This is a genomic window from Stenotrophomonas maltophilia (assembly GCF_004920835.1).
Taxonomy (GTDB): Bacteria; Pseudomonadota; Gammaproteobacteria; order Xanthomonadales; family Xanthomonadaceae; genus Stenotrophomonas; species Stenotrophomonas maltophilia_AQ.
In genome coordinates, this window is the sequence record NZ_QFHO01000020.1 from 43,312 (window position 1) to 58,186 (window position 14,875).

Sequence of the window (14,875 nt, forward strand, 5' to 3'; positions counted from 1 at the left end):
CTCAGCGCACCTTCAACGTGGCCAGGCCAATCAGCACGAGCACGACGGAGATGATCCAGAAGCGCACGATCACGCGCGGCTCGGGCCAGCCCTTCAGTTCGAAGTGGTGATGGATCGGCGCCATGCGGAACACGCGCTTGCCGGTCAGCTTGAACGAGGCGACCTGGATCATCACCGACAGCGTTTCGATGACGAACACACCGCCCATGATCACCAGCACCAGCTCCTGGCGGGTGATCACCGCGATCGTGCCCAGCACGGCGCCCAGCGCCAGCGCGCCGATGTCGCCCATGAAGACCATGGCCGGGTAGGTGTTGAACCAGAGGAAGCCCAGGCCTGCGCCGGCGATGGCCGCACAGATGATGACCAGCTCGCCGGCGCCCGGGATCTGCGGGATCTGCAGGTAGTTGGCAAACACCACGTTGCCCGAGGCATAGGCGAACACGCCCAGCGCGCAGGCCACCAGCACCGTCGGCATGATCGCCAGGCCGTCCAGGCCGTCGGTCAGGTTCACCGCATTGGAGAAGCCAACGATCCAGAAGTAGGCGATGGTCACGAAGCCGATGCCGGCCAGCGGCAGCGCCACCGACTTGAACATCGGGATGTAGAAGGTCAGTGCGGCCGGCACATCGGCCGTATAGAACAGGAACAGGCCCGCAGCCAGGCCGAAGATCGACTGCAGCAGGTACTTCCAGCGCGACTTCAGGCCGTTCGGATCGCGGCGGACGATCTTGATCCAGTCGTCGTACCAGCCGATGGCGCCGAAGCAGAGCATGACCGCCAGCACCAGCCACACGTAACGGTTGCGCAGGTCGGCCCACATCAGCACCGACAGGGTGATGGTGAGCAGGATCAGCGAACCTCCCATGGTCGGCGTACCGGCCTTGGAGAAATGGGTCTGCGGACCGTCCTTGCGGATCGGCTGGCCGCCCTTGAACTGGGCAAGCTTGCGGATCATCGCCGGGCCGAGCCACAGCGACAGGAACAGGGCCGTCAACGCGGCAAGGATGGCGCGGAACGTCTGGTAGTTGAACAGCCCGAACAGGCTCTCCAACTGCTGCAACCATCGAGCCAGTTCATACAACATGCGGGGATTCCTCTCCTTGCGCCAGCAGCGCTTTGACAATCGTGTCCATGGCGCTGCCACGGGAACCCTTGACCAGGCAGCGCACGCCAGCGTGCAGCTCGTCCTTCAGCGCCTGCGACAGCGCGTCATGGGTGGCGAAATGACGGCCGCCTTCGCCGAAGGCGGTGGCGGCAGCGGCGCTGAGCGGACCCAGCGCATACAGGCGCTTCAGGCCAGCCGCGCGGGCGCGCAGGCCGGCCTGCGCATGCAGCGCTTCGGCATCCGGGCCCAGCTCGCGCATGTCGCCAAGCACCAGCCAGCCTTCTTCCGGAGCAGCAGCCAGGGCATCGATGGCCGCAGCCAGCGAACCCGGGTTGGCGTTGTAGCTGTCGTCCACCAGCACCGCACCGTTGCGCAGCTGATGGGCAATCTGGCGGCCGGGCACCGGCTGCGCATCGGCCAGGCCAGCTGCAACCAGCGCCAGCTCGATACCGGCGGCCAGTGCCAGGCTGGCCGCGGCCAGCGCGTTGCTGACGTTGTGGCGGCCCGGCAGACCCAGCACCACGCGGGCTTCGCCCATCGGCGACACCAGGGTGAACTGGCTGCCCTGCGCACCGGCGCGGATATCACGCGCAGTGACATCGGCGGTATGTTCCAGCCCATAGCGCAGCACACTGCAGCGCGCCGGGGTACCGACGAAGTGCTGTTCGAACCAGCGACCGTAGGCATCGTCGACGTTGATCACGGCCACGCCGTCAGCCGGCAGCGCGGCGTAGATCGCGCCCTTGGTGACGGCGACGCCGAGCAGGCTGCCCATCCGCTCCAGGTGCGCCGGGGCGATGTTGTTGACCAGCGCATAGCGCGGACGGGCGATGTCGGTCAGGTAGGCGATGTCACCCGGCTTGCCGGCACCCATCTCGTAGACCGCGTAGTCAGCATCTTCCGGTGCATCAATCACTGCCAGCGGCAGGCCGATTTCGTTGTTGCGGTTGCCCGGATTGGCGTAGACCACCTTGTGCGCGTGGCGGGCCACCTGCTGGAGAATTGCCAGCAGCAGGCTCTTCACGCTGGTCTTGCCGTTGCTGCCGGTGATCGCGAACACCTCGGTATCACGGTCACGCTGCATGCCGGTGGCGATCTTCGCCAGCGCCAGCTCGCTGTCGGCCACCAGCACCTGCGGCAGTTCGATCGGCAGCAGGCGCTCGACCAGCAGCGCGCTGGCACCGCGTGCCAGTGCGTCGGCGGCGAAGTCATGGCCGTCGAAACGCTCGCCACGCAGCGCCACGTACAGGCTGCCCGGGCCGAGGCTGCGGGTGTCGTTGCTGATCGCGTCGATGGCCACGTCGTCGCCGTGGATCTCGCCGCCGGCCCAGTGTGCGATCAGCGAAAGCAGGGTGCGCTTCATGCGATGCCCTCCCCGGCCTGCGATCTCAGCACGCCGACCTTGGCGGCCAACGCAGCGGCAGCCACTTCGGTGTCATCGAAGTCATGGCGCACGCCATTCACTTCCTGGTACGGCTCGTGGCCCTTGCCGGCGATCAGGATGATGTCGCCTGCATTGGCGCGCTTCACCGCCAGGCCGATCGCGCGCGCGCGGCTGCGCTGCACGGTCACGGCGGAGGCATCGGTGAAGCCGGCCAGGATGTCGGCCACGATCACGTCGCCATCTTCGCCACGCGGGTTGTCGTCGGTGACGATGACCTGGTTGGCCAAGCGCTCGGCAATCGCGGCCATCTGCGGACGCTTGCCGGTATCGCGCTCACCACCGCAGCCGAACACGCAGAACAGCGTGCCCTGCAGGTGGCCGTGCAGGCTGTCCAGCGCCTGTTCCAGTGCATCCGGGGTGTGCGCGTAATCCACCACCACGGTCGGCAGGCCCTCTTCGCCACCGAGGCGGTTCATGCGGCCGCGGATCGGCTGCAGCGCCGACAGCACCTCGGCAATGCGCGCAAGCGGCTGGCCCTGCGCATGCAGGGTGCCGGCCACGGCCAGCAGGTTGTCCACGTTGAAGCGGCCCAGCAGCGGCGACTGCACTGCCGCGCGCTGGCCGTCGATGACCAGTTCGAAGGCGATGCCACGGCCGTCCAGCTGCAGCGCTTCGGCGCGCACGCTGGCGTCGGTGGCACCGCGCGAGCTCAGGCCGATCGGCTGCACGCCCGCCGGCAGGCCGGCGAACAGCTGGCGACCGAACGCATCGTCCAGGTTGATCACCGCGGCCTTCAGGCCCGGACGATGGAACAGGCGCGCCTTGGCCGCACCGTAGCTGGCCATGTCGCCGTGGTAGTCCAGGTGATCGCGGGTGAGGTTGGTGAACACCGCCACGTCGTAGTGCACCGCATCCACGCGGCCCTGGTCCAGCGCGTGCGAGCTGACTTCCATCGCCACAGCGCGCGCGCCGGCGTCGCGCAGCTGCGCCAGCAGCGCATGCATCTGCAGCACCAGCGGCGTGGTGAAACCGGTCGGTTCAACCGCACCATAAAGTCCGGCGCCCAGCGTGCCGATACTGCCACTGGGCGTTCCGAGCAGGTGCCAGGCCTGGGCCAGCAGCTGCACGGTGGAAGTCTTGCCGTTGGTGCCGGTCACGCCCACCATCGCCATTGCCCGCGACGGTGCGCCATGGAACTGGTCGGCCATCGCGCCCATGCGTGCGCGCAGGCCAGGCACCGCGATCGCATCGGCCGGTGCCGGCAGCTCGGCAGGTGCCGGCGGCTCGAACAGGATGGCGCCGGCGCCGGCCGCACGGGCCTGCTCGACAAACCCCAGGCCATGCGCGCCGAAACCGGCGATGGCGACGAAGGCATTGCCGGGCCGCACGGCGCGGCTGTCCAGCACCAGGCCGGTCAGAACGGGGTCGTGCCCTGCAAGAGCAACGTCCGGAAGCAACTGCGAAAGCAACATCGAAGGACTCATTGCGTGCCTCCCGTAGCGGGCGGCGTCTGGGCATGCGCGCTGGGCAGCGCAGCATCGAATTCAGCGGCGGCATCGACCGGCAGCGCGGCCTCGGCCGGTGGCGCCGGCAGGATCGAGGCCGAATGGCCGACCTTGCCGGACTGCTGTGCGGCCAGCCACGACTGCAGGTCGTCCAGCGGCACGTCCATCAGGCGCAGGGTGCCTTCCATCACGTTGTGGTAGACCGGCGCCGACACCAGGCCACCGTAGAACTTGCCGGCCTGCGGGTCGTTGATGACGATGACGGTGGCAAAACGCGGATTGGTGGCCGGCACCACGCCGGCGAACAGCGCGTTGTAGTGGCCGCGCTCGTAACCGCCGGGGCCGGCCTTGCGCGCGGTACCGGTCTTGCCGGCCACGCGGTAGCCCAGCACCGCCGCCTGCTTGGCGCCGCCCTGGGTGACCACGGTTTCCATCATCGCCACCACCTGCTTGGCGACGTTCTCGTCGATGATCTGCTGGCCTTCGTTGCGCTGGCCCTTGACGAAGGTCGGCGCGATCAACTTGCCGCCGTTGGCCAGCGCAGAGTAGGCAGTGGCGATCTGCAGCGGCGTCACGTTCAGGCCATAGCCGTAGGACATGGTGGTTTTGGTGGTGCCCGACCAGCGCGCCGGGCGCAGCACCACGCCGCCGGACTCACCCGGGAAGCCGCTGTGCGGCACCGAGCCGTAGCCGAAACGGCGCACGCCGTCGTAGAACACCTGGTCCGGCATCTTCGCCGCCACCTTGGCCGCGCCCACGTTCGAACTGCGGGTGATCACGCCGGTCACGTTCAGCACGCCGTTGTTGCGCGGCACGTCGCGGATGGTGAAGCGACCCAGAGTCATGTAGCCCGGGTTGGTGTCGATGATGGTGTCCTTGGTCACCGCGCCGGACTGCAGCGCGGTGGCGATGGTCAGCGGCTTCATCGTCGAACCCGGCTCGACCAGGTCGGTCACCGCGCGGTTGCGGCGGGTATCCGGGGCCGCGCCGCCCACCGAATTCGGGTTGTAGGTCGGCAGGTTGACCATCGCCAGGATCTCGCCGGTGGTCACGTCCATGATCACCATCGAACCGCCGGCCGCCTTGTTGGCCACCAGTGCGTTGCGCAGTTCCTTGAACGCCAGGTACTGGATGCGGCGGTCGATGCTGAGGGTCAGGTCCTTGCCCGGTTCGGCGGCGCGCAGCAGATCGCTTTCGACGGTCTCGCCCTTGCGGTTGCGGATCACCCGCTTGGCGCCGGCCTTTCCACGCAGCCATTCGTCGAACGCAAGTTCCAGGCCTTCCTGGCCGCGGTCGTCGATGTTGGTGAAGCCCAGCACGTGTGCCATCGCCTCACCCTGCGGGTAGAAGCGACGGAACTCGCGCTGCGCGGCCACGCCCGGAATCTTCAGCGCGACCACCTTCTCTGCCTCGTCCGGATTGATCCGGCGACGCAGGTACATGAATTCCTTGTCCGACTTCTGAGACAGGCGACTGCTCAGCTCATCCACCGACATGCCGACTGCCTGCGCCAGCTCGGGAATGCGCTCGGGCGAACGCAGCAGGTCCTGCGGATTGACCCAGATCGAGGCGACCGGGGTCGACACCGCCAACGGCTCGCCGTTGCGGTCGGTGATCATGCCGCGCGAGGTCTTGATCGGCAGCTCGCGCAGGTAGCGGGCCTCGCCCTGGCGCTGGTAGAAATCGCTGTTGATGATCTGCACGTAGGCCGCACGGCCCACCAGCGACACCGAGCACAGGCCAAGCGCCAGGGCAACCCAGCGCAGGCGCTGGCGCAGGTTGAAGGCGTTGCGCGGGCGGTTGCGACCGGTCTTGCTCATGGGCGCACCACCACGATGTCGGCGGCCTCTGGGAACTTCATGCCGAGCTTCTCGCGGGCGATGCGATCGACACGGTTGGCTTCAGCCAGCGTTGCCTGCTCCAGCTGCAGGCGGCCGAATTCCAGATTGATGTCATCGCGCTTGCGCTCGGCGCGCGACAGCTCGATGAACGTCTGCCGGTGACGGTGACGCACGAACACGACGCCGATCGCCGAGGCCACGGTCGAGGCCAACAGGATGATCAGCAGCAGCCGGCTCATGCATCGGCCTCCCGCTTCTGGGCCAGGCGCAGCACGGCGCTGCGGGCACGCGGGTTGGCCGCCAGTTCTTCGTCGGTGGCCTTGATGGCACCGCCGATCAGATCCAGGGTCGGTACGAACACCTCCGCCTCGGGCAAGCGGCGGTTGGCCGGCGGTGCCTTGGCCAGGCGGTTCATGTACTGCTTGACGATGCGGTCTTCCAGCGAGTGGAAGCTGATCACCGCCAGGCGACCACCGGGCTTGAGCCGCTCCACCGCCGCATCGAGGCCGGCTTCCAGATCGGCCAGCTCGCGGTTGATGTGGATGCGGATGGCCTGGAAGCTGCGCGTGGCCGGATGGATCTTGTCCTTGCCACGCGGCATCACCGAGGCGATCAGCTCGGCCAGTTCTGCGGTACGGGTGAACGGCTGCTTCTCGCGACGCGCCACGATGGCACGGGCGATACGGCGGCTCTGGCGCTCTTCGCCGTAGGTCCACAGCACGTCGGCAATCTCACGGTCTTCGACGCGGTTGATCCACTGCGCGGCGCTTTCACCGCTGTCCGGGTCCATGCGCATGTCCAGCGGGCCGTCCTTGCCGAAGCTGAAACCACGTTCGGCCACGTCCAGCTGCGGCGACGACACGCCAAGGTCGAACAGCACGCCGTCCAGGCCTTCGGCCGTCGCATCCCACTGCAGCAGCTGGGCGAAGCTGCCACGGAAGATGGACACGCGCGGGTCCGGCGCGAAATCACGCTCGGCAACGGCGATGGCTTCCGGATCCTTGTCCATGACCAGCAGGCGCCCCTCGGGACCGAGCAGGGTGAGCACGCCACGTGCATGACCGCCACGACCGAACGTGCCATCCAGATAACGTCCGTTTTCGATCACCCTCAGGCCTTCAAGGACCTGGGTGTACAGGACCGGCAGATGCACCGCCGGCGACTGCGACACCGGAAGGTGACCGGCCTGCGCTTCTGGGCGCATCCGGGCACCCCGGCTCACAACTTCAGGTCGAGCAACCCATCACCCAGATCCTCGTCAGACAACGTCTGCTGGATCAGGGCCCGATGCGCCTGCTCGCTCCACAATTCGAACTTGTCGCCCATACCGAGCAGTACCGCCTTCTTCTCAATGCCCACCGCACCGCGGTGGCTGGCGGGGATGCTGATGCGACCGTTGCCGTCCAGCTCCAGATGGGCGGCCGAGCCGACCAGCTTCTGCTGCAACAGGCGCACGACGCGCTGGGTGTTGGGTTTGGACATCACATCGTCGCGGACCCGCTCCCATTCCGACTCTGCGTACAGCCACAGGCAGCCGGCTTCGAACGGGTTGTAGGTCAGCACGAGACGGTTGTTGCTGGCGCGCGCGACGAGGTCGCGGTAAGCGGTGGGAACCGCCATGCGCCCTTTATCGTCAACTGTGATGGCCGTCTCGCCCTGGAACACGACGCGTGCACCTATCCTTCGCCCGGTGAAACATTGAACCACGAAAACCCACAAAACACCCGGATTTCCCTCTGATGCCCACCTTAGCAGCGGCCCGAAGGTTGTCAACAACTTTTCAGCGGGGAAATCGCCAGCCGCATCAATGGCTTGCAACAACCTTTAGAGAATTGTTCAAGGCTTATCCACAAGTTGCTGATCCGTCTCAATTTTTGAGATTGAACGGAAGTTCAGGGCTGTAGACAGCGCGTGAAACATTGGCCGCGCATTCATCCAAAACGAGCCGGAAGCGGCGCCAGACTGCGCAAACCGTGCACAATGAGGCCATGTGCCTGCTCGCTCTTGGCTGGATGCACCACCCGCGCTGGCGGCTGGTGATGACCGGCAACCGTGATGAGTTCCACGCCCGTCCCACGGCGGCGCTGGCCCCCTGGCAAGATGAGACCTCCGTCATCGGCGGACGCGACCTGCGCTCCGGTGGTGGCTGGGCCGGGGTCGGCGCCAAGGGCCGGATGGCGGTGGTCACCAACGTGCGCGATCCGCTGGCCGCACAGACCGGCCCCTCGCGTGGCGCACTGGTGGCCGACTTCCTGCGTGGCCGTGATGCCGCCGCCGTGCATATCGACCGGCTGGCGACCGTGGCCGGCGCCTACGCCCCGTTCAACCTCCTGCTGGCCGATGGCGACAGCCTGGAGTACCTGGGCAACCACCCCGCCGAACGGCAGCGCCTGGGCCCGGGCGTGCATGGCATGTCCAACGGCGCGCTGGACGCGCCGTGGCCGAAGACCCGACGGCTGATGGACGCCCTTGAAGCATGGCTGCAGGAAGACGGGGTCAGATCCCTTTCCCAGGGGGAAAGGGATCTGACCCCGCTCTGGGATGCCCTGGCTGACGAGCACCGCCCCGCCGACAGCGACCTTCCCGACACCGGCATCGGCCTGGAGCGCGAGCGCTGGCTGAGCCCGGCCTTCATCCGCGGCGACGACTACGGCACCCGCGCCAGCACCGTGCTGCTGATCGACGCCAACGGGCATGGGCAGATCCACGAACGTCGCTTTGGCCCGCAGGGCGTCGCCCTGGGCCAGAGCCAGGTCGATTTCTGACCCTGTACCTGTTTTCTGTGTCTATAAATGTCTGCACGCACGCCACACGATGATCTGGCGCGGTCCTGCCGCGCGCCTCACCGATCCACAGGGAGTCATTGATGCGCCGTGTTCTCGTACTTGTCGTCACCCACCTGCTCACCCTCGGCCTGGGCTTTGGCCTGGGCATCTACCTCCTGCCGATCCTGATCGCCCCTGACGACCCGCCGGCGGCGCAGGTGCAGGCGGTCATGGGTGACGCCACCTACCACACCACCTTCCGTCGCGACCTCAAGGGCAGCGATGCAGTGCATTGGGCCGAAGGCAAGGTCAGCGTCAGCCCGCGCCAGGTCGCCTTCGACGGCAAGATGGGACCGGGCCCGGATTACAAGGTCTACCTGGTTCGCGACTTCGTCGACAACAAGGCCGACTTCCTGAAGATCAAGGCACAGGCCCAGCGCATCGGCGAGGTGAAAACCTTCAGCCGTTTCCTGGTGGACGTGCCCGACAACGTGGACGTGGACGACTACACCACGGTGGTGGTGTGGTGCGAGCGTTTCTCGCAGTTCATTTCCGCCGGGCAGTACCGTACGCCGGGCTGAGCACCGTGGGGTCAGAGCCCTTTCCTCCGGAAAGGGCTCCGACCCCGCAATCACGGTAGATCCACGCCATGCGTGGATGAAGAAGGAGGCGGAGCCGGCCGATAAGCCGGGTTCTGTCGTGGACAGTCATTCCTCTAGGCGTTACGTCACCGCAACGCTCAAGCAACCTACCCGGATCCAACGCGGGCCGCGCCAAAGGATCCCTATTTGGTCTTGCTCCAGGTGGGGTTTGCCGTGCCGGTCTGTTGCCAGACTCGCGGTGCGCTCTTACCGCACCATTTCACCCTTACCGGCCTTCCGAAGAAGACGTAGGCGGTATCTTTCTGTTGCACTTTCCGTCGGCTTGCGCCGCCCAGGCGTTACCTGGCACCTTGCCCTATGGAGCCCGGACTTTCCTCGGCACCCCCGAAGGGATGACGCGACTGTCTGGCCGGCTCCGCCAGCGCACATTCTAGCCTACGCACGCCCTTCCTGCCGTGCTGATCGCGGCGTGCGGTTCATCCATCCACGCGGGGCGTAGATCTACCGGTTCCGCTGCTCTGGTGGGTGCGGACCTTGGTCCGCACGATCCATCAGCTGCCGTACAACGCCTTGCGCGGTGCGCCGGTCAATTCGGCCGCCAGCTTGGCCGCGGTCGACGGCGGCAGGTGCTCGCTCAGCTTGGCGTACACGCGACGGCCATGCGCCAGCTGCGCTTCCTCATCGTCGCCGGCGCCCTGCACCATCACCACGAACTCGCCCTTGCGCTGGTTCTCGTCGGCTTCCACCTGCGCCAGCAGCCCCGCCAGGTTGCCATCCAGCACGGTCTCGAACAGCTTGGTCAGCTCGCGCGCGAGCACGGCCGGGCGCTCGCCGCCAAAGATCGCCGCCATGTCGGCCAGCGACTCGGTGATGCGGTGCGAGGATTCGTAGAACACCATCGTGCGCACTTCACCGGCCAGCGCCTGCAGGCGGTCGCGGCGTCCGCTGGCCTTGGCCGGCAGGAAGCCCTCGAAGCTGAAACGGTCGCTGGGCAGGCCGGCCACGCTCAGCGCGGCGATGGCGGCGCAGGCACCGGGAATCGGGCTGACCTTGATGCCTGCCGCCCGCGCGGCACGCACCAGGCGGAAACCCGGATCACTGACCAGCGGCGTACCCGCATCACTGACCAGCGCCAGCGACTCGCCGGCCTGAAGGCGCGAGACCAGGCGCTGGGCCAAGGCTTCCTCATTGTGTTCATGCAGGGCTACCAACGGCTGCTGGATGCCAAAATGGGACAGCAGCTGGCCGCTGCGGCGGGTGTCTTCGGCACAGATGGCCGCCACCGAACGCAACACCTCCTGCGCGCGCGGGCTCAGATCGGCCAGGTTGCCGATCGGGGTGGCGACGACGTACAGGGTTGGGACACTCATTTCAGCGGTACTCACGGGGCAAGGGTAGAATCGTAGCGTGTACCCGGCCAAGGCCGCTGCCCTCATCGCATGGACCCGATCATGAACAAGCCCGCCGCACGGATCTCCGCCCTGTCGTTGTCGCTGATGCTGCTGGCCGGCTGTGCCACCACCAGCCTGACCAGTGCACCCGAATCGCCGGCCCAGAGCCAGGCGCTGGCGCTGATCGAACAGGGCAAGCCGCGCGACGCCGCACTGCAGCTGGAAGCCCTGGCTGCAACCCTGCGCGGCGGTGCCCGCAGCAACGCGCTGGCCGACGCGGCCTGGGCCTGGAACCTGGCCGGCGACAGCGCCCGCGCGCGCAGCCTGCTGGGCCAGCTCACCGCCCGCCAGCTGACCGGCGCCAGCCTGCAGCGCTACCAGTTGACCGGCGCCGAGCTGGCGCTGGCCGACAAGCAACCGGCGCAGGCACTGGCACTGCTGAAGGACCATGCCGACAGCGTTGCGGTCGGCCTGCGCACGCGCTGGCTGCTGGCCCGCGCCCAGGCCCTGCTGGGCACCGGCGATGCCTTCGGTGCCGCCAACGAGCGGGCCCGCGCCCATGCCAGCCTGACCGGCAGCGCGCGCAGCGAGAACCAGGCTGCAATCTCCGGCCTGCTCGGCACCCTCGACGATGCCACCCTGCGCAGCCGTGCCGCCGCACTGCCGGCCAACGATCCGCTGTACAACTTCGCCGGCCGCGCGCTGATCGCGCGTGGCCTGCCGCTGCCGCGCCCGTTCGACCGCGATGGCGCCGCCCAGTTCGATACCAGCAAGCGCCCGCCGGCGATGAGCGACGGCTACCGTCCGCCGGCCAAACTGGCGGTGCTGCTGCCGCTCAGTGGTCGCCTGGCCACCGCCGCGCAGCCGGTACGTGATGGCCTGCTGGCCGCTTACTACGGCGAGACCCGCCGTCGCCCGGAGATCAATTTCATCGACACCGCCGGTACCGCGGCCGGTGCGCTGGCCGCGTATGACAAGGCCGTCGCCTCCGGTGTCGACTTCGTGGTCGGTCCGCTGGGCCGCGACGAGGTGGACGCGGTGTATGGCCGCCAGCAGCTGCAGGTACCGGTGCTGGCACTGAACCGTGGCAAGGATGCGCCGCCGGCCGGCAGCGCCGGTTTCTCGCTGGCACCGGAAGACGACGGCATCGTCGCCGCCGAGTACCTGCGTGGCCGCGAACGCAACCGCGCACTGGTGATCAGCAGCAATGACGATACCGGCCGCCGTTCCGCCGCTGCCTTCGCACAGCGTTTTGCCCAGCGCGGCGGCCAGGTCGTGGCGACCTTCAACGTCAGCGATGCCGTCGGTGATGTCGGCGCGCAGGTGCGCAATGCCGGCCAGGTCGACGCCGTGTTCCTTGCCGTGCGCGCGCCGCAGGCCCGCCTGCTGGCGCCGCAGCTGGCGCTGGCCGGTGCCGGTGGCGCCACCCGCGTCGGCACCTCGCAGTTGACGGTCGGCAGCGGCAAGGTGGAAGAAGACGTGGCGCTGGACGGCATCGTCTACCCGAACGAAGCCTGGAACGTACGCAGCGTGTCCGGCCTGCCTTCGGCCAGCCAGGTGGCCAGCACCCTGCCGAGCGCGCGCGGTGCGGCTGGCCGCCTGTTCGCCTTCGGTGCCGATGCCTGGAAGATCACCGCCTACCTGGACAAGCTGTCCAACGAAGGCGGCCTGGACGGTGCCACCGGTACCCTGTTCCTGGACAGCAACGGCAACATCCTGCGCCAACCGGCGTGGTCCACCTTCAATGGCGGCCGGCCGATGCCGATCGTCGGTGGTCGCTGAGCGCAGCCAACGTGGCTCGGCGGTGGAAGCCGCCGCCGAGCAGCATCTGCAGCAGGCTGGGTTGCGGCCGCGTGCGCGCAACGTGCGTTACCGCGGCGGTGAACTGGATCTGGTGATGGATGACGCCGGCACCGTGGTCTTCGTGGAAGTGCGCTACCGCGCGCGATCGGATTTCGGTGGCGGCGCCGCTTCGGTGGATGCGCGCAAGTGCCGGCGCCTGGCGCATGCCGCGCAGCTGTACCTGCAGGACAACCCGGCGCTGGCCAATGCGCCCTGCCGTTTTGATGTGGTTGAGGCCACGGGCGAGCCGCCGCAGCTGCGGTGGCTGCGTGATGCATTCCGGCTGGATGACTGCTGATGGGTACCGTCCGCTCTGGTAGAGGCCGACCTTGGTCGGCGCTTCTGTGCCAACCAAGGTTGGCACCTACCAGAGCGCAGCCTGGCCGGCACTACCACGGTGCGTGACTGATGCCTTCGATCATCACCCACGCAGCCGTGCCGCTGGCGCTGTGGTGCGCCGCTGATCGTGGCCGCATCCCGCCGCGACTGCTGGCGGCCGGTGTGGTCGCGGCAATGCTGCCCGATGCCGATGTACTGGCCTTTGCACTGCACATTCCCTATGCCGATGCGTTCGGCCATCGCGGGGCCAGCCATTCGTTGCTGTTTGCCTGCGCGCTGGCCATATTGGCGGCGTTATTGCTGAACCTTGGTAGCGGCCGACCTTGGTCGGCACCCCGCAGCTCCGGTAGCCGCCGACCTTGGTCGGCGGTTTCGTGCCAACCAAGGTTGGCACCTACCAAAGCGCGACCAACGGTGGCATCGACCGTACAAGCCGCGGTGTTCGTGTTCGTCTGCGCCGCCAGCCATCCGCTGCTGGATGCGTTGACCTCCGGCGGCCTTGGCGTTGCCCTGGCCTGGCCTTGGAGCGAACACCGCTTCTTCGCACCGTGGCGGCCGATCCGCGTTTCACCGTTTGCCCCGCAGTTCTTCAGCGCGCGCGGCCTGGCCACCCTGCTGTCGGAACTGCGCTGGGTGTGGCTGCCTCTGGCCGGCGCCGTCGTTGCCTGGAAACTGATTCACCCCGCCCCCGCTGCCCCACGAGATCCGTCATGAGTACCGCACTACCCGCTGCACTGGTTGCCGAACTGTCCGCCCTGCTGGGCGCGGAAGGCTGGCGCATGGATGACGGCGCACTGGAGGCGAACGCGCAGGACAACTCGTGGCGCCACCAGCGCCCGGCTGCGGTGGCACTGCCGGCAGACATCGAACAGGTACAGGCGCTGGTGCGTGCCTGCCGCGTGCATGGCGTGGCCTTGGTCGCGCGCGGTGCGGGTACCGGCACCACCGGCGCCGCTGTGCCAGTGCCCGGCAGCATCGTGCTGTCGTTCACCCGCATGGACCGCATCCTCGAGATCCGCGCCGGTGACCGCTGCGCGGCGGTGCAGCCGGGCGTGCTCAACGGAACGCTGCAGCAGGCACTGGCACCGCACGGCCTGTTCTGGGCACCCGATCCTTCCAGCGCCGAGATCTGCAGCATCGGCGGCAACCTGGCGTGCAATGCCGGCGGCCCGCGCGCGGTGAAGTACGGCACCAGCCGCGACAACGTGCTGGGCCTGGTGGCGGTGACCGGTACCGGCGAGGTAATCCGCTGCGGTGGCGCCTACACCAAGGACGCCACCGGTTACGACCTGACCCACCTGCTGGTGGGCAGTGAAGGCACGCTGGCGCTGATCGTGGAAGCCACGCTGAAGCTGACCCCGTTGCCGGTCAGCCAGGCTGGCCTGCGCGTGCTGTACCGCGATGCCGATGCCGCCGCCGCTGCCGTGTCGCGGCTGATGTCGCAGCCGGTCGTTCCCACGCGCTTGGAATTCATGGACGCACGCAGCCTGGAGCTGTTGCGCCTCAACGGTGCCGACGTACCCGACGCTGGCGCGATGCTGTTGGTCGAGGCCGATGGTGACCACGACACCCTGCCCTACCTGCTGCAGGCACTGGCCAACGCCGCCGAAGGCGACGGCATGATCGAACTGGATGTAGCGATGGAAGGCCGCGCGCGCGACCAGCTGTGGGCGGCGCGCAAAGCGCTGTCACCCGCTCTGCGCAGCGTCGCGCCGGGCAAGATCAATGAGGATGTGGTGGTGCCGGTGTCGCGCATTCCGGAGCTGGTGGCCGGCGTGCAGGCCCTGGCCCACGAGTACACGCTGACCATCGTCACCTTCGGCCATGCCGGCAACGGCAACCTGCACGTCAACATCCTCTACCACCCGGACGATGCCGACGAGAACGCACGCGCGCATGCGGCGCTGCCGAAGATCTTCGAGCTGACGCTGGCGCTGGGTGGCACGCTGTCGGGCGAACACGGCATCGGCCTGGCCAAGCGTGATTTCATGGCAAAGGCGTTCACCACGGAAACGCTGGCGGCGATGCGCGCGATCAAGGCCGCGCTGGACCCGGATGGCATCCTCAACCCGGGCAAGGTGCTGCCGCCGGCATAGGG

Annotated in this window: 14 protein-coding genes and 1 other RNA gene; 6 read left to right on the forward strand and 9 right to left on the reverse strand. The window is 67.7% G+C overall.

The features are described 5' to 3' along the window. Position 1: 1 nt before the first annotated feature. Genes mraY through mraZ form a run of 7 tightly spaced genes read right to left on the reverse strand, consistent with a single transcriptional unit; the run spans position 2 to position 7,503 of the window. On the reverse strand, positions 2–1,087 hold the full coding sequence (gene mraY / locus DI041_RS14455) for a phospho-N-acetylmuramoyl-pentapeptide-transferase (protein WP_004143659.1): 1,086 nt from the start codon (positions 1,085–1,087) through the stop codon (positions 2–4). Then, entirely contained in the window at positions 1,077–2,471 is a 1,395-nt protein-coding gene (locus tag DI041_RS14460) for a UDP-N-acetylmuramoyl-tripeptide--D-alanyl-D-alanine ligase (RefSeq protein ID WP_046982699.1), read from the reverse strand. Before DI041_RS14460 ends, mraY begins: the two co-directional genes overlap by 11 nt. After that, on the reverse strand, positions 2,468–3,976 hold the full coding sequence (locus DI041_RS14465; protein WP_136638861.1) for a UDP-N-acetylmuramoyl-L-alanyl-D-glutamate--2,6-diaminopimelate ligase: 1,509 nt from the start codon (positions 3,974–3,976) through the stop codon (positions 2,468–2,470). The genes DI041_RS14460 and DI041_RS14465 overlap by 4 nt, the downstream gene beginning before the upstream one ends. After that, a complete protein-coding gene (locus DI041_RS14470; protein ID WP_046982697.1) occupies positions 3,973–5,817 on the reverse strand; it encodes a peptidoglycan D,D-transpeptidase FtsI family protein in 1,845 nt (614 codons plus the stop codon). The genes DI041_RS14465 and DI041_RS14470 overlap by 4 nt, the downstream gene beginning before the upstream one ends. Continuing rightward, a complete protein-coding gene (ftsL, locus tag DI041_RS14475) occupies positions 5,814–6,077 on the reverse strand; it encodes a cell division protein FtsL (RefSeq protein WP_005412242.1) in 264 nt (87 codons plus the stop codon). The genes DI041_RS14470 and ftsL overlap by 4 nt, the downstream gene beginning before the upstream one ends. Then, a complete protein-coding gene (rsmH, locus tag DI041_RS14480; protein WP_136638860.1) occupies positions 6,074–7,042 on the reverse strand; it encodes a 16S rRNA (cytosine(1402)-N(4))-methyltransferase RsmH in 969 nt (322 codons plus the stop codon). The genes ftsL and rsmH overlap by 4 nt, the downstream gene beginning before the upstream one ends. A 14-nt stretch (positions 7,043–7,056) precedes the next feature. Next, positions 7,057–7,503, reverse strand: coding sequence for a division/cell wall cluster transcriptional repressor MraZ (gene mraZ / locus DI041_RS14485; protein WP_004143635.1), 447 nt, complete (start codon positions 7,501–7,503; stop codon positions 7,057–7,059). A 323-nt stretch (positions 7,504–7,826) separates the two neighbouring features. On the opposite strand from mraZ, the gene DI041_RS14490 reads away from it, so the two are divergent. Further along, entirely contained in the window at positions 7,827–8,603 is a 777-nt protein-coding gene (locus DI041_RS14490; protein ID WP_136638858.1) for an NRDE family protein, read from the forward strand. 101 nt (positions 8,604–8,704) lie between these two features. Further along, the gene (locus DI041_RS14495) at positions 8,705–9,184 is read left to right on the forward strand and encodes a DM13 domain-containing protein (protein ID WP_046982694.1); all 480 of its coding nucleotides are present in this window, start codon (positions 8,705–8,707) and stop codon (positions 9,182–9,184) included. Between the two features lie 86 nt (positions 9,185–9,270). Here DI041_RS14495 and rnpB read toward each other — a convergent pair. Together rnpB and rsmI are read right to left on the reverse strand one after the other, a co-directional pair. Beyond that, positions 9,271–9,622, reverse strand: an RNA gene (gene rnpB, locus DI041_RS14500) — RNase P RNA component class A. A gap of 134 nt (positions 9,623–9,756) precedes the next feature. Then, positions 9,757–10,575 (reverse strand): 16S rRNA (cytidine(1402)-2'-O)-methyltransferase, encoded by an 819-nt coding sequence (gene rsmI / locus DI041_RS14505; RefSeq protein ID WP_136638856.1) that lies wholly within the window; start codon positions 10,573–10,575, stop codon positions 9,757–9,759. Between the two features lie 81 nt (positions 10,576–10,656). Between rsmI and DI041_RS14510 the strand changes: the two genes are divergently transcribed. From DI041_RS14510 to DI041_RS14525, 4 genes are all read left to right on the forward strand, one after another. Continuing rightward, positions 10,657–12,378 carry a penicillin-binding protein activator gene (locus DI041_RS14510; protein ID WP_136638855.1) on the forward strand — a complete coding sequence of 574 codons (1,722 nt, stop codon included), beginning with the start codon at positions 10,657–10,659 and terminating at the stop codon, positions 12,376–12,378. Further along, on the forward strand, positions 12,368–12,736 hold the full coding sequence (locus tag DI041_RS14515; RefSeq protein WP_211195200.1) for a YraN family protein: 369 nt from the start codon (positions 12,368–12,370) through the stop codon (positions 12,734–12,736). The genes DI041_RS14510 and DI041_RS14515 overlap by 11 nt, the downstream gene beginning before the upstream one ends. A 110-nt stretch (positions 12,737–12,846) precedes the next feature. Then, a complete protein-coding gene (locus tag DI041_RS14520) occupies positions 12,847–13,491 on the forward strand; it encodes a metal-dependent hydrolase (protein ID WP_136638853.1) in 645 nt (214 codons plus the stop codon). Further along, positions 13,488–14,873 (forward strand): FAD-binding oxidoreductase, encoded by a 1,386-nt coding sequence (locus DI041_RS14525; protein WP_136638852.1) that lies wholly within the window; start codon positions 13,488–13,490, stop codon positions 14,871–14,873. Before DI041_RS14520 ends, DI041_RS14525 begins: the two co-directional genes overlap by 4 nt. The last annotated feature ends 2 nt before the right edge of the window (positions 14,874–14,875 follow it).